The organism is Acinetobacter amyesii (assembly GCF_002018365.1).
Taxonomy (GTDB): Bacteria; Pseudomonadota; Gammaproteobacteria; order Pseudomonadales; family Moraxellaceae; genus Acinetobacter; species Acinetobacter amyesii.
On record NZ_MVKX01000014.1, the window covers coordinates 19408 to 33740 of the forward strand.

Sequence of the window (14333 nt, forward strand, 5' to 3'; positions counted from 1 at the left end):
ACTTTTTAAAAATGTCTTTGTAGATCAGGTGCTACTATAGAGAAAAATTCAATATTTCGCACCCAATATTATGACACTTTTAAGGATTCTGCTGAGTTTTTTTCACTTTAAACCACTGTGCATACAACGCAGGTAAAAAGAACAAGGTCAGCAGGGTCGCCACGATCAATCCACCCATAATCGCCACGGCCATTGGACCGAAGAAAATACTGCGAGAAAGTGGAATCATCGCCAATACAGCGGCCAATGCAGTCAGCACAATTGGACGGCAACGACGGACAGTCGCATTGATAATCGCATCCCAAGCCGACTCGCCAGACTGAATATCTTGTTCAATCTGATCAATCAAAATCAGTGAATTGCGCATAATCATGCCAGACAGTGCAATCGTGCCGAGCATCGCCACAAAACCAAAGGGTTTATTGAACAATAACAGGAATAACACCACGCCAATAATGCCCAAAGGTGCAGTTAAAAATACGATCATCGCCCGTGACATGCTGCGTAATTGAATCATCAACAAAGTCATGACAACTGCGAGGAATAATGGCATGCCTGCATTCACAGAAGTTTGACCTCGTGCTGACTCTTCCACAGTACCGCCTACTTCGAGTAGATAACCATTCGGCATCTCTGCACGTAATTGATCAAATGAATCTTTTAACTCACCCACCACCGTTGCAGGTTGCAATTTACTGCGAATATCCGCGCGCACAGTAATGGTCGGTAAACGGTTACGATGCCAAATCAGCCCTTCTTCAAAGCTATACTCAATTTTCGCAATCTGCGCCAATGGCACTGAACCACCATTGCTGGTCGGTACAGCCAAACTGCTGAGAGAGCCGACATCCAATCGCTCCGCTTGATCACCACGCATCCGAATTTCAATCAGCTCTCGTTTCTCACGATACTGATTAATCACCGCACCACTGATTGAACTATTCAAGAAATTGGACAGATCTAGACTGGAAACCCCCATTTGACGTGCGCGATCTTGGTCGATGTCCAGTTTAATGACTTTGCTTGGTTCACCCCAATCCAAATGCACATTGGTGGTGTTCGGGTTTTCACTGACTTTGGCAGACACGCGTTGTGCCCACTCACGAACCAAGCTCAAATCTTCACCCGACACGCGGAACTGCAATGGATAACCTACGGGTGGGCCATTTTCTAAAAGTGAAACGCGAGTACGTACTTCAGGTAAAAGCTTACGAATTTCTTCTGCTAATGACTGGCGGATTTCATTGCGATCATCTAAAGATGAAGCCAACACCACAAACTGAGCAAAACTGGCTTGGGGTAACTGCTGATCTAGAGGTAAATAAAACCGCGGTGAACCTGTCCCCACATAAGCCACAAAATTATCAATGCCCTGTTTTTTCGACAAGAACGCTTCGACTTTTTTTACTGCCGCTTCTGTTGCTTTCAGAGATGCACCTTCCTCAAGCTTTAAATCCACTAAAATTTCAGCACGGTTTGACGGTGGGAAAAACTGCTGTGGTACGGTTTTAAACATTAAAATCGATAACACAAAAATGCCAACCGTCGCGGCAATCACCGTCTTCCGATAGGTCACACAAGTATCGACCCACCCACGGAAACGTTGATAAAACGGAGACTGATAAGGATCGTGATGTTCGCCAGCATGATGTACCATCGGCTGAGGTTCAGGTTGTTTGCGCAAACGTGCCCAAAGGCGCTGATACCACGGGGCTTTTTGCACCAAATCTTTGTTGAAATCGGGCAGTAATTTATCCCCTAGATAGGGAACAAACAGCACCGCTGCAAACCATGACACCACCAATGCGATAGTGACTACTTGGAAAATCGAGCGGGTATATTCCCCAGTACTCGATGCTGCTGTGGCAATCGGCAAAAAGCCGGCCGCAGTAATTAATGTGCCTGTTAGCATTGGAAATGCAGTCGTCCGCCATGCATGTCCGGCGGCTTGTAACCGGCTATAGCCCTGCTCCATTTTGATCGCCATCATTTCGACAGCAATAATCGCATCATCCACCAATAAACCGAGTGCGAGAATCAATGCTCCCAAAGAAATTTTGTGCAAACCGACATCAAACATCTGCATGCCAGCAAAAGTCATGGCCAAGACCAAGGGAATGGAAAATGCTACGACTAATCCCGTACGGAAACCTAAGGAGAAGAAGCTCACCAATAGGACGATAATCACCGCCTCAGCGAGGACTTTCATAAACTCATTGACGCTGCGCTTCACGGCTACAGGCTGATCCGACACTTTTTTCAGTTCCATGCCCAAAGGCAAGGTTTTTTGCAGACGGGCAAATTCTGTTTCTAGGTTTTTACCCAAAGCCAGAATGTCGCCACCTTTACGCATCGACACGGCAATGCCTAAACCATTTTCACCCATAAAACGCATACGCGGCTGTGGTGGATCACTAAAGCCCCGATGTACATCTGCCACATCACCCAATTGAATGGTTCGTCCATTCACCAATAAGGGCATCTGACGCAGTTCATCAATGTTTTGTAAATTGCCGCTGACACGCACTTGAATCCGGTCTGAATTGGTTTCAAAAAAGCCGGCACTGGCAACTGTGTTTTGCTGCTGCAAGGCTTGTTGAATCGCCGTCACGGGTATGCCTATTTGCGTAGCTTTGGTGTTGGAAATTTCAATCCAAACTTTTTGATCTTGCAGACCAATCAAATCCACTTTCGCAACGTCTTTGACCCGTTGTAACTGGAGCTGTAAACGGTCGGCATATTCCTTCATGGTCGCATAGTCAAAGTCTTTGCCAGTCAGCACATAGATATTACCAAAGGTGTCACCAAACTCATCATTAAAGAAAGGACCTTGCACCCCAGATGGCAATTGATGGCGAATATCATTGACCTTTTTACGCACGGTGTACCAAACATCCGGGACTTGCTGCGAACGTAAACTGTCCTTGGCCACAAAGGTCACCATGGATTCACCCGGACGTGAATACGCCATAATGCGTTCATACTGCCCCGTGGTCATCAGTTCTTTTTCAATCCGATCGGTGACCTGTAGTGAAACTTCTTTGGCCGTTGCACCAGGCCAATAGGTTTGAATCACCATGACTTTAAAAGTAAATGGCGGGTCTTCACTCTGCGACAATTTGGAATAAGAAAATATCCCAACGATGCCCAGCAGAATCATAAAATAAAGGATTAAGCCTTTATTTTTCAGTGCCCACTCAGACAAGTTAAAATTCATTATTTAACTCCTGCCTGAATGTGTACCGCTCGATTTTCACGATCAACAGGTTGTATTTTTTGTTTTTCGCGGAGCAAATGCACGCCGCCAACCACCACAAAATCCCCTGCTTGCAGACCACTGAGTACGGGCACGCTGTCACGTCCGTATTCGCCTAAACTTACTGGAACTTTACGTACCGTATTATCTGCATTGACCACCATCACATATGCCTGCTGACCACTCGCAGACACACTCGATAACGGCACATGCAAAACATTCTGCTGTGCTTTGGTTAAAAATACCCGTGCACTTTGCCCCAGTTGAATGGCGCTATTGCCTTCACGCAATGCCACCTTGACACTATATGTACGAGACTGATCGGCAGCAGGACTAATTTCACGCACATAGCCTGCAAATTTTTCCTGTGGTTTCGACCACAAGGTAACCCATGCATCCTGCCCAGTTTTAATTTCAGTAACCGCTTGTTCAGGCACACCAATGACCACTTCACGTTCACCTGCAATCGCCAATTGAAATGCCGGTTGTCCTGCTGCAATCACTTGACCAATCTCAATATTACGCTCAGTAATGACCCCATTTTTATTGGCAATTAATTGGTTATAACCGGTCTGATTACGACTCACATCATAATTTGCTTGGGCTTGCTTTAAGTTCGACTGTGCCGCTTTATATTGGTTTTCCACCGCATCGTACTGCGAACGACTCACGGCATTGACTGGCAGTAATTGCTTAAAGCGTTTTAGTTCATCTTCAGCAATCTGTGCAGCGGAACGCGCACTTTCAAGCTGTGCTTGTGCTGCATTCAGTTGCAACTGTGCATCTTTGACGTCTAATTTTGCCAAGACTTGCCCGACTCGGACTTGGTCTCCAACATCGACATAGCGCTCAGTGATTTGGCCGCCAACCCGAAAAGCTAAAGCTGTTTGCTGGCGGGCTTGTACATCACCCGCATAACTTTTTTGTTCAAAATGTGTGGCACCGGGCTGAGTCACCATCACAAATGGCACTTCCTGTTCCGTTTGGGCTTTATCCTTGCTGCATCCCCATAAGGTCACACTGCAAACGATAATCATGCTGACAACTGTGGTCTTAATCGTACTCATGAAGTTCGCTCTTAATAAAAAGTCTTTTTTAGGGCAGAATATTATTCAATTAATTTGGTTATTTTTTAATTAATAAACCATGCGGTACATTAATTAGATTAATTATCCAAAATCAATGACCTTTTCGCCTTTTTTGGAATTTTTTCAGCAAATGAATGTCGGCCGCCCGAAAGACTTAGAAAAACGACAACGGATTTTAGAGTCTGCAAAACAATTATTTTTAGAAATGGGCTATCACGGTTGCAGCATGAATCAGATTGCCCAACATGCAGCGGTCACCAAACTGACGGTCTATAACCATTTTCAGGACAAAGCCACCTTATTTACCAGTGCGATTGAAGATACCTGTGAATATATTTTGAATACTCGCCCGCGACATCTGCACAGCGAAAGTCATTTTATGCAGGCTTTCGTTGAAATTTGTGAGTTGGGGCTGAACATCATGAATTTGCCAGAAGCCATTAAACTGGATTTATTACTTTTGGAGCTGGCTGCCGAACACAGTCCGTTGGTCGACCAGTTTTTCCGTGCCTCACATTTGAAAATGCGCCAAGTCTGGGAAAACTTTTTTCAAGACGCAGCCGCTTTAAATTTCATTCAGCAGGATCACCCTGCCCGACAAACTGAACTGATTGTGTCGCTACTGATGGGACTACGCCATCAAGAGGTTTTATTGGGCATGCGCCCAGTACCTGAAGCAGCAGAGCGGCAGGCCATTATTCACTCTGCCATCGACATCTTTATGCTGAAATATCAACTCAGCGCACAGAGCTAAGCATTTTCTGAAATATTTCAACGCTAAACTGAAACAAATGGCATAGCTATTGCTCATTTAGCTAGAAAAGTCATCCGACTTTTGTCTGTACCCCCTTTTGCCACGGCACTTTCGGGGTATAGTCGAGACAGGAATACGCGGAGAAATAACAAATGATTCAACAAATTGATGCTCCATTACGTGAAGACGTGCGCTTACTGGGCAATTTATTGGGTGAAACCCTAAAGCAGCATGCAGGACAAGATTTGTTTAATCAGGTAGAGCAAATTCGCGCTTTGTCTAAAGGCGCGCGCGATGGACAAGTTGAAGCCGAAAAACAGTTAGAACAATTATTTTTAAATTTAAAAGATGAAGAAATTCTGCCACTGACCCGTGCATTTACGCACTTTCTCAACTTTGCCAATATTGCCGAACAATACAATGTGGTGCGCAGCCGTCGCCAAAGTGAGTTTGATGAGCAGGCACCCTCACCGAATCCACTGGATCATTTATTTGAAAAATTTAAAAGCAATAACATCAGTGCGGAACAACTGTTCCAACAAATTTGTGAATTAAAAATTGAATTGGTACTGACTGCACATCCAACCGAAGTCAGCCGTCGTACCTTGATCCAAAAATATGATGGGATTAATGATTGCCTGTTTAAAATGGATCAACAAAAACTTACGCCACGCGAACGCAAAGCCGTACTGGATGATTTAAAACAACTGATTTGCTCGGCATGGCAAACGGATGAAATTCGTCAACATCGCCCGACGCCTGTCGACGAAGCCAAATGGGGCTTCACGACCATTGAACAGACCTTGTGGAATGCTGTACCCAAATTCATGCGTGAATTGGATGGCATGGTTCAAGATCATTGTGGCAAGACCTTGCCTTTAAATGTTGCCCCTGTGCGCTTTGCGTCATGGATGGGCGGTGACCGTGATGGTAACCCAAACGTCACCCATAATATTACTCAAGAAGTGCTGTGGCTTTCACGTTGGAAAGCTGCCGACCTGTATTTACGCGATATCGAAGACCTGCGTTGGGAACTCTCGATTCAAGAATGCAGCAAAGAGCTTAGTGATGCCTTGGGTCATTTCCACCCTGAACCCTATCGTGAATATCTACGTGAAGCGCGGGAACGCCTCAAAGCCACTCGTCACTGGTTGGCACTGAAACTCCGTGGCGAAGATGCGGACGATAGCCAAGTCATTAAAAGCCGCCATGAGTTGCTCGATCCACTGTTGGTTTGCTATCGCTCACTGATTGACAGCGGTTTACCTGAAATTGCCAATGGTCAGTTACTCGACTTTATTCATCGGGTGAATTGTTTCGGTATCGAATTACTCAAATTAGATATTCGTCAGGAATCCACACGTCATCGCCAAGCGATTTCTGCTATTACGGAATATTTAGGTTTAGGTAATTTTGAAACATGGACGGAGCAAGCCCGTCAAAACTTCTTGATTCAGGAACTGCAAAGCAAACGACCACTGCTACCGAAGTTTTTAAATGAACCGAAACAAAGCCTGATTGAACATCCAGATGTACAAGAAGTCTTTGCAACCATGCGCACTTTGGCAGAGCAACCACCTGAAAGTTTAGGGGCTTATATTATTTCCATGGCCGAACATCCGAGTGATGTCTTGGCCGTATTGTTACTGCAAAAAGAAGCGGGCATCAAACAAGCGCTACGCGTCGTGCCACTATTTGAAACCTTAAAAGATTTGGATGGTGCAGCCCGTACCATGAATACCCTATTTAATATGCATTGGTATAAACAGCATATTCAGGGTAAACACGAGGTGATGATTGGCTATTCAGACTCAGCCAAAGATGCGGGCTTTATGTCGGCAAACTGGGCGCAGTATCGTGCGCAGGAAGAATTAACCGCAGTTTCGAAAAAACATGATGTACAACTGACATTATTCCATGGTCGTGGCGGTTCAATCAGCCGTGGGGGTGCGCCGACACAGCAAGCGCTGTTTTCACAGCCCCCAGGCTCTATTTCAGGGGCGATCCGTGTCACTGAACAAGGAGAAATGATTCGCTTCAAGTTTGGATTAGAAGGCATTGCCTTACAAAACTTAGAAATTTACACCGCAGCGACCTTAGAAGCGACTTTATTGCCACCGCCTGAACCAAAACAGGAATGGCGTCAGCTCATGCACAGCATGACGGATCTGTCGGTACAGGTGTATCGTCAAACCGTGCGTGAAAATCCGCATTTTGTAAAATACCTACGGACTGTGACACCCGAACTGGAGCTACAAATGTTACCGCTCGGCTCACGCCCAGCCAAACGTAAAGTTAGCGGTGGGATTGAGTCTTTACGTGCGATTCCTTGGGTGTTCGCATGGACGCAAATTCGTTTGATGCTACCTGCTTGGCTCGGTACAGGTGCTGCGATTAATCAAGTGATTGATCAAGGTCAAAAGCAGACACTCGAAGAAATGTTGGAGCAATGGCCGTATTTCCAAACCCTGATTGATATGTTGGAAATGGTCTTGTCCAAAGCCGATGGTCATGTAGCACTGTATTATGAGTCTCATCTGACGGATGACGCAGACCTCAAACAGTTGGGTGAAGAGTTACGTCAGCGTTTACGGGATGCGGTACAAACGCTATTAGCACTCAAAGGTGAATCGAAATTACTCAGCAGTAACGATGTGCTCGACCAATCCATGAAGGTGCGTAAGCCTTATTTATTGCCACTTCATTTACTGCAAGCAGAGCTAATGAAACGCCGCCGTGCTTACCTTGCCGAGCGTCAGGCTGAAAATACCCCAGTCGACCATGCGTTGATGGTCAGCATCGCGGGTATTGCGGCAGGTTTGCGTAACACTGGCTAAATCTTCCAAGTTTTCAAAAAGCACACAGAACCGTGTGCTTTTTTTTTGATCAGTCATATTGGTTTTAATTTATTTTGGAATATATAAAATAAGAAAAATTTATGAAGTATTGACTCTTATCCTATTTGATTAATTGCATGATTTAATGCCTTTTTTACACCCTTAAAACTTTTACCATTTGGTAAATTTACATGTAAAGTCATGTAATTAGTTTGAACAAAATATTTTTAAAAGAGATTAAATCTTCTAAAAAACAAGAGTATGATGTGCACAATTTATCTATTGAGTGCTCATTTTATGTCCAATTGGTTTCCCAAATGGCGCCCGTACGAAGGCAATATTGATGCACGTCCTGTAGGTACAAATGAGTACCTACCTCCGGTGCAAAGTGTGGTATTGGGGATACAACATGCCTTTGCAATGTTTGGTGCAACTGTCCTTGCGCCATTTTTGATGGGCTTTGATGCCAACCTTGCGATTTTAATGTCGGGGATCTGTACTATCCTGTTCTTCTTTATGACAGGTGGTCGTGTACCAAGTTATTTAGGCTCTAGTTTTGCCTTTATTGGTGTGGTGATCGCGGCAACCGGTTATGCAGCATCAGGTACTGGCGCGCCAAATGCCAACATCGCGATGGCGGCCGGCGGGATCATGGCCTGCGGTATCTTATATGCCATTTTTGGTTTTATCGTGATGGCAACGGGTACACGTTGGATTGAAAAACTCATGCCGCCTGTCGTTACAGGTGCGGTGGTGATGATTATTGGTCTGAACCTAGCCCCTGTCACTATTAAAGGAGTTGCAGGCAACAACTTTAATATGTGGATGGCATTAGTCACTGTACTATGTATGGGTTCGATTGCGGTGTTCACGAAGGGCTTATTACAACGCTTATTGCTGTTGGTCGGTCTGTTACTGGCATATTTGGTGTATTACATCATTTCCAATGTCATGGGTCATGGCACACCAATCAATTTCGTTCCCGTACAAGAAGCGGCTTGGTTTGGTGTTCCGCACTTCCATTCACCCGTCTTTGACTTCAATGCCATGCTCATCATTGCACCGATTGCGTTGATTTTGGTTGCAGAAAACCTTGGTCACATCAAAGCTGTGGGCGCGATGACAGGTGAAAATCTCGATCCACACATTGGTAAAGCCTTCGTTGCAGATGGTGTTGCAACCACACTTTCAGGCGGTGTCGGCGGTCCAGGTATGACCACCTATGGCGAAAATATTGGTGTGATGGCGGTAACGCGTGTTTACTCGACCATCGTGTTTGTATTTGCGGGTGTATTCGCCATCTTCCTTGGTCTTTCTCCAAAGTTTGGTGCGATTATTCATACCATTCCGCAAGCCATTTTGACAGGTGCATCGATTGTTGTATTTGGTCTAATTACCATTGCAGGTGCGAAAATTTGGATTGAAAACAAAGTCGATTTCTCAAAAAATAAAAACCTGATGGTGGCAGCAGTCACGATTATTTTAGGTACAGGTGACTTTGCACTTCAATTCGGTAACTTCAACTTAGGTGGTATTGGTACTGCTACATTTGCAGCGCTGATTTTGAACTGGTTCTTTAGCTTGGGCGACAAATCAGAATAAGCCCCCCAAGGCATTTAAAAAAGAATACAACATTCATTTGAAAAGCGGCCAAAAGGTCGCTTTTTTTTATAGCTACTCTTTCGGTAAGATAAGGCATTAGCCAAGGAATGCACCGTATGCGACTGGATTTGTTCGACCTTCAATTGGTACTGCACATTGTAGACAGCGGTAGTCTGACCAAAGGCGCTGCTCGTTCTGCCATCTCGCTACAAGCTGCCAGTGAACGAATTAAAAAACTCGAACAGCATTACCGCACGGCCCTGTTCACTCGCCAAGCCAAAGGGGTCAAACTGACCCTTGCCGGTCAAACCTTGGTTGAACATGCGCAGCGCATCTTAGGTGAGGGGCAACAATTAGAACACGCGATGCTGCCCTTTGCCCATGGGCTAAGTTCCAATATGACCTTATGGTGTAATTCATCTGCACAAAGTGAATATTTGCCGGTTTTGCTACCGCGCTACTTGCTAGAAAATCCCAATACACAAATTGAGCTGCATGAAGCCGAGTCTAAAGACATCATTGCAGCGATAGAGCAAGGTAATGCACAACTGGGCTTAATTTCAGGTTTCTTTAAATCTGCACAGTTACAAACACTAGAGTTTGCAGATGATCCTTTGGTACTGATTTGTCCTATAACCCATGAATTGGCCACCACATCCAGCCTAAAACCCGCAGAGATTTTGAATTATCCTTTTGTCGGTTTGATGCAATATCATTCCTTGCAACAATCGATCGAGGCTCAAGCCAAATTATTCGGCTGTGAAATTCAGTATCGGCTGCGGTTGCCGAACTTTGCCGCGATCGCCCAAGTGGTGGCGAATGGTGTGGGCATTGCCATCATGCCAAAACGTGCAGCCCAACGATTAATCAATTTGTATGCCTTTGCACAAGTTGAGCTCAGCGGTGAATGGGCCAATCGAAAACTGCTCCTCACCGCACGTAATTTTGATGATTTACCCTTAAATTATCAGCATTTCAGTCAGTTTCTACTGTCACAAAAATCTGCTTTGGATAGCTAAGTCTAGCCATTAAATCACGCCAAACTGGTGCAGCATCATATAACCACCGAGGGCAATCAACCCGATAAAAAACACCTTACGGAATTTTTGTTCTGGAATGCGGTAACGGATTTTTTTCCCTGCCCACATGCCAATGAGCGCAGGAATCAGTGCCATGGCTGACATGGCATAATCAATCGGGAGATCTTCCACAGGATTTTGCTGTAAGAACACCGCCAAACAAATGGTTGACGTGGTAAAGGCCAAACCGAGTGACTGTACGAGATCATCGCGTTTGAGCTGCAAACCTTGCAAATATGGCACCACAGGGATCACCACCACACCTGTCGCAACAGTCAGCGCTCCACCGAGATAACCGATAATTGGAGATAGCCATTTTTCATGCGGTGCAAAGTTCGGCAAGCTTTTGGCACAAAGCCCATACAATCCATATAGTGCCAACATGCCCCCTAGTAAAGCTTCACTTTTAAATTCACCATGCCCTAAAGTTGGGAAAATACTCCAAATTGAACCGACGATGATGCCGAGTAACAAGGGCCAAAAGCGTTGAATGAGGCGCAATACCTGCCCTTCAGCAAATAGTTGCCAAAAGTTGGTGACCATAGATGGAATGATCAATAACGTGGCTGCCTGAAATGGACTGATCACCATGGTGAGTAAACCCATCGATACCGCAGGCAGGCCTAACCCAATCGTGCCTTTAATTAGACCTGCGATTGCAAAAACTGTGATGACGAACCAAATCATGGCGAAACTCGCTGAAGAATTGGTTCTATGCTATGCAATTCAGGCGCTTTGAAAAATCAGTGTTTTTGGAATAGAGCCTCAATAAAATGTTGAGGCTAGGTTATAGCGTCTAAAACAGATAGCGTAGATGGGCTAAACAAACTCTTCTGATTTTGAATAAGTTATAAGCGTATTGGTTGAATAGTAATATAAAAACCGTTCCAATATGCTGTTTACTAGAACGGTTTTTAATAAAATATTGATACTTATAGAAAAATTTCAAGAATTTCGTATAACGTGTATTATGTTAATTTTAGGAAAACTTAATTATTTAAAAAAATCATATATAAATTAATATGTTATATAATTAGATTGTCAAAATATTGAAATTGGTAAAAATGAGTACATTAAATTTAAAAATTGAAAATTTAAGAGGAATTAATACATTTGAAATTAATGTACCGATAAAAAAAGGAATACACATTATATGTGGTTCTAATGGTATTGGAAAAAGTACAGTTATGACAACTTTATCTAAAATTGTTTATAGAAATGCTTTGAATAAATATTTTAAGCATTCAAATAATACTGCTGTCATTTCTTATGCTTACGAAAATACGACTAATACATGGAAGCCAAACCATAAATCTTCTTGGTCTCTGACTGAAAAAGATGAAAGTCAGATCAGTTTCGATGGCATATTTGAGAGTAGTTTTATTTATGGTAATCGATTTACAGATGCACATAAATCTAAAATTGGTAAGATACTAAGCACCAAAAAAGAAGAATTTATTGATGCCGATCAATTTGTTTATGAATGGCTAGGCTTTATATTAAAAGATAATAAAAAATATTACAGTAATCTAAAAAAGACTAAATCAGATTTTGATTTGAAAAAATTAGATTTAAGCAGACCGATGTATGCCCTTATTACTGAAGATAGAATTATTCATCAATGTACTATGAGCTCTGGTGAATATCTAATTATCAGTTTACTAGATTACCTAAAGGAAAGGCTTGATACACTTAAAAATGATAAACAACATGAGCCAGCTATTGTTATTTTAGATGAAGCAGATTTAGCTTTACATCCAGCCTCACAAGAAAGACTTATTGAGTTTTTTGAAGAAATCTATGATAAATATAATCTATGTGTATATATTTCTACTCATAGTCCTGTAATCATCTCTAGAATAAATAAAGAAGATATTTTTCTACTAGATAAAGACGAAAAAAATAATATTGAAGTTACTTATAATTGTTATCCAGGTTACGCAATGCGAGACGTTTCTCTTGGATATTATTTTGACCGAATTATTCTCGTTGAAGATGTTTTAGCTAAAGCATATATTGAAAAAATTCTACGGGATAAGCTTTCTCATCTAAATGCATTATTCCAAGTTATATGTATTGGTGGTTATTCTGGTGTAATTAACTTTCATCGTGAAGCCATGCGTATTCGACTAGGTGGCGCTGGTTGTAAGATCATGTCAATACTTGATGGTGATGTAGAAACAGAAGTTAAGCAGAAATTTAAAGATGATATACAAGCGATAAACTTATGTTTTTTACCTATTGATAGTTTAGAGAAATTTTTATACATAAATATTATAGAAACAAAAAATCGTGAGTTATTTCAGAAAATTGAGAGTAGCTTTTTTAGGCAAAAGAGCTTAAAAACAGTTATAAATGCCCACATTCAAAACACCCAAAACACTTCAGAGAAAGAGCTAAAAAAAGGGAAAAAATTATGGGAAGAATTAAAATCTGAGGCTTTGAAACAGGGTGCTACTGAATCTAGATTCATTGATTTTTTATGTGACCTTGCTTTAAAAGAAGTGAGTAATGAAAATTTAGAAAAAAGATTGCTAAGTTTTCTTGAAAAAAATACTTAAAATAAGATGAGCCTGTACATTATATAAGAGTAATTTACAGGCTCAATTTAACATAAAATCTCTTATACAAACCAAAAAATGGAAGTCTATAACTTCCATTTTTAATATGATTTTTCAGTTTATTTAGCATAAAATTAGTTAAAATCTTAAGAAAGCTGTTCTGCTATTTTTCTCGTTTCTCGTATTAAAAAATCTCCATAAACTTCTTCTGGAAAAATTTTTAACCGTTTCGTGAAGGGTGAAATAATAAGTGTACTTTTCTTTTCTGTTAGATTATCTATATTTTTATAATGAAATTTTACAAATCCATATTCTACAGCTAATCTAATAAAATCTTTATTTAAATCAGTTAGTTCCAAGAATTTTGTTTTTTTAGTTTTGAAGACCTGAGAATAAGACTCTAAATTACTATCTGCCAAACTTTTTAAGAAAGCTCTATCCTTATCAGATAAAACTATATTTTGCTCATCAAAGGAATCTGGAATGTTATTGATAACAGCTTCTACGTAAGTCAATGTTTTATTATGGTTAATATCATCAGCCGTAATTTTTTCATAAATTGGTGTTATTTCAATTCTTTTAAATTTATTATTTAGTGTAGGTGTATTAACTAACGTTTTAAGAAACTCTTCAACAATTGCATGTGTTGTTTTATTCTTTTTGAAAGCTAATTCACAGATAATTTTTCTTTCCGATGGGTAGAAAATAGCACTGAAATCTTTAGGGTTTGCTTTATAGTTTGTTGGGATATATTTATGAGTATCTAATTTCACATTCTGAGATTCTACTGTATCTCTAAAATTACTAGTAAGCCCAGTACTTTTAAAAATTTCGCATCTAAAACCATGCTCTAATTTATCGTCATTTAATGGCTTTACACTATCAAACTTTACGTAGTTGGAACGAGCTTGTAAAGGTACTTCACGAAGATTTCTACTTAGATCCAAAAACAAATCTATATATGTCTTTGTTGAAACATCATCAGAAAAAATCTGTACATCAAAAGCTGTATAAAGCACAGAACATGAACGTGATCCTGACATATTTTTCTCATTAAGATTATCGAGCAACGATTATACAATCTATTATTTTTTTCTTCTTTTTCATAATCATATAAGTTGTTACAACTTGTAAATTTAGTTCATAGCCTGTTTTA

The 14333-nt window shown here is 41.5% G+C and carries 9 protein-coding genes; 5 read left to right on the forward strand and 4 right to left on the reverse strand.

The genetic code is table 11. The features are described from left to right. Nucleotides 1-79 precede the first annotated feature (79 nt). Together B1202_RS16260 and B1202_RS16265 are read right to left on the reverse strand one after the other, a co-directional pair. Complete coding sequence (locus B1202_RS16260) at nucleotides 80-3217, reverse strand: efflux RND transporter permease subunit (protein ID WP_078191639.1); 3138 nt, start codon at nucleotides 3215-3217, stop codon at nucleotides 80-82. Further along, nucleotides 3217-4323: an efflux RND transporter periplasmic adaptor subunit gene (locus B1202_RS16265; protein ID WP_078191640.1), complete on the reverse strand. Its 1107-nt coding sequence runs from the start codon at nucleotides 4321-4323 to the stop codon at nucleotides 3217-3219. The genes B1202_RS16260 and B1202_RS16265 overlap by 1 nt, the downstream gene beginning before the upstream one ends. A gap of 151 nt (nucleotides 4324-4474) precedes the next feature. On the opposite strand from B1202_RS16265, the gene B1202_RS16270 reads away from it, so the two are divergent. The 4 genes from B1202_RS16270 to B1202_RS16285 all read left to right on the forward strand — a co-directional run bounded on the left by B1202_RS16270 (nucleotide 4475) and on the right by B1202_RS16285 (nucleotide 10556). Next, complete coding sequence (locus tag B1202_RS16270) at nucleotides 4475-5098, forward strand: TetR/AcrR family transcriptional regulator (RefSeq protein ID WP_143221636.1); 624 nt, start codon at nucleotides 4475-4477, stop codon at nucleotides 5096-5098. Nucleotides 5099-5250: 152 nt separating this feature from the next. Further along, the gene (gene ppc, locus B1202_RS16275) at nucleotides 5251-7935 is read left to right on the forward strand and encodes a phosphoenolpyruvate carboxylase (protein ID WP_078191642.1); all 2685 of its coding nucleotides are present in this window, start codon (nucleotides 5251-5253) and stop codon (nucleotides 7933-7935) included. Nucleotides 7936-8232: 297 nt separating this feature from the next. Continuing rightward, nucleotides 8233-9537, forward strand: a complete 1305-nt coding sequence (locus B1202_RS16280; protein WP_078191643.1) for a solute carrier family 23 protein — start codon at nucleotides 8233-8235, stop codon at nucleotides 9535-9537. 116 nt (nucleotides 9538-9653) lie between these two features. Further along, nucleotides 9654-10556, forward strand: coding sequence for a LysR family transcriptional regulator (locus B1202_RS16285; protein WP_078191644.1), 903 nt, complete (start codon nucleotides 9654-9656; stop codon nucleotides 10554-10556). 9 nt (nucleotides 10557-10565) lie between these two features. Here B1202_RS16285 and B1202_RS16290 read toward each other — a convergent pair whose 3' ends face one another. Then, nucleotides 10566-11303 carry a sulfite exporter TauE/SafE family protein gene (locus B1202_RS16290; protein WP_078191645.1) on the reverse strand — a complete coding sequence of 246 codons (738 nt, stop codon included), beginning with the start codon at nucleotides 11301-11303 and terminating at the stop codon, nucleotides 10566-10568. 377 nt (nucleotides 11304-11680) lie between these two features. Between B1202_RS16290 and B1202_RS16295 the strand changes: the two genes are divergently transcribed. Further along, the gene (locus tag B1202_RS16295) at nucleotides 11681-13177 is read left to right on the forward strand and encodes an ATP-dependent nuclease (RefSeq protein WP_078191646.1); all 1497 of its coding nucleotides are present in this window, start codon (nucleotides 11681-11683) and stop codon (nucleotides 13175-13177) included. A 146-nt stretch (nucleotides 13178-13323) separates the two neighbouring features. Here the strand turns inward: B1202_RS16295 and B1202_RS16300 are convergent, their stop codons facing one another. Then, nucleotides 13324-14220 carry a DUF4747 family protein gene (locus tag B1202_RS16300; protein WP_078191647.1) on the reverse strand — a complete coding sequence of 299 codons (897 nt, stop codon included), beginning with the start codon at nucleotides 14218-14220 and terminating at the stop codon, nucleotides 13324-13326. Nucleotides 14221-14333 lie beyond the last annotated feature (113 nt).

What these genes read in the sequence shown, in the direction of transcription:
- B1202_RS16285 (WP_078191644.1), top strand. Translation starts at nt 9,654, where the DNA reads ATGCGACTGGATTTGTTCGACCTTCAATTGGTACTGCACATTGTAGAC.
- B1202_RS16280 (WP_078191643.1), top strand. Translation starts at nt 8,233, where the DNA reads ATGTCCAATTGGTTTCCCAAATGGCGCCCGTACGAAGGCAATATTGAT.
- ppc (WP_078191642.1), top strand. Translation starts at nt 5,251, where the DNA reads ATGATTCAACAAATTGATGCTCCATTACGTGAAGACGTGCGCTTACTG.
- B1202_RS16295 (WP_078191646.1), top strand. Translation starts at nt 11,681, where the DNA reads ATGAGTACATTAAATTTAAAAATTGAAAATTTAAGAGGAATTAATACA.
- B1202_RS16260 (WP_078191639.1), bottom strand. Translation starts at nt 3,217, where the DNA reads ATGAATTTTAACTTGTCTGAGTGGGCACTGAAAAATAAAGGCTTAATC.
- B1202_RS16300 (WP_078191647.1), bottom strand. Translation starts at nt 14,220, where the DNA reads ATGTCAGGATCACGTTCATGTTCTGTGCTTTATACAGCTTTTGATGTA.
- B1202_RS16270 (WP_143221636.1), top strand. Translation starts at nt 4,475, where the DNA reads ATGAATGTCGGCCGCCCGAAAGACTTAGAAAAACGACAACGGATTTTA.
- B1202_RS16265 (WP_078191640.1), bottom strand. Translation starts at nt 4,323, where the DNA reads ATGAGTACGATTAAGACCACAGTTGTCAGCATGATTATCGTTTGCAGT.
- B1202_RS16290 (WP_078191645.1), bottom strand. Translation starts at nt 11,303, where the DNA reads ATGATTTGGTTCGTCATCACAGTTTTTGCAATCGCAGGTCTAATTAAA.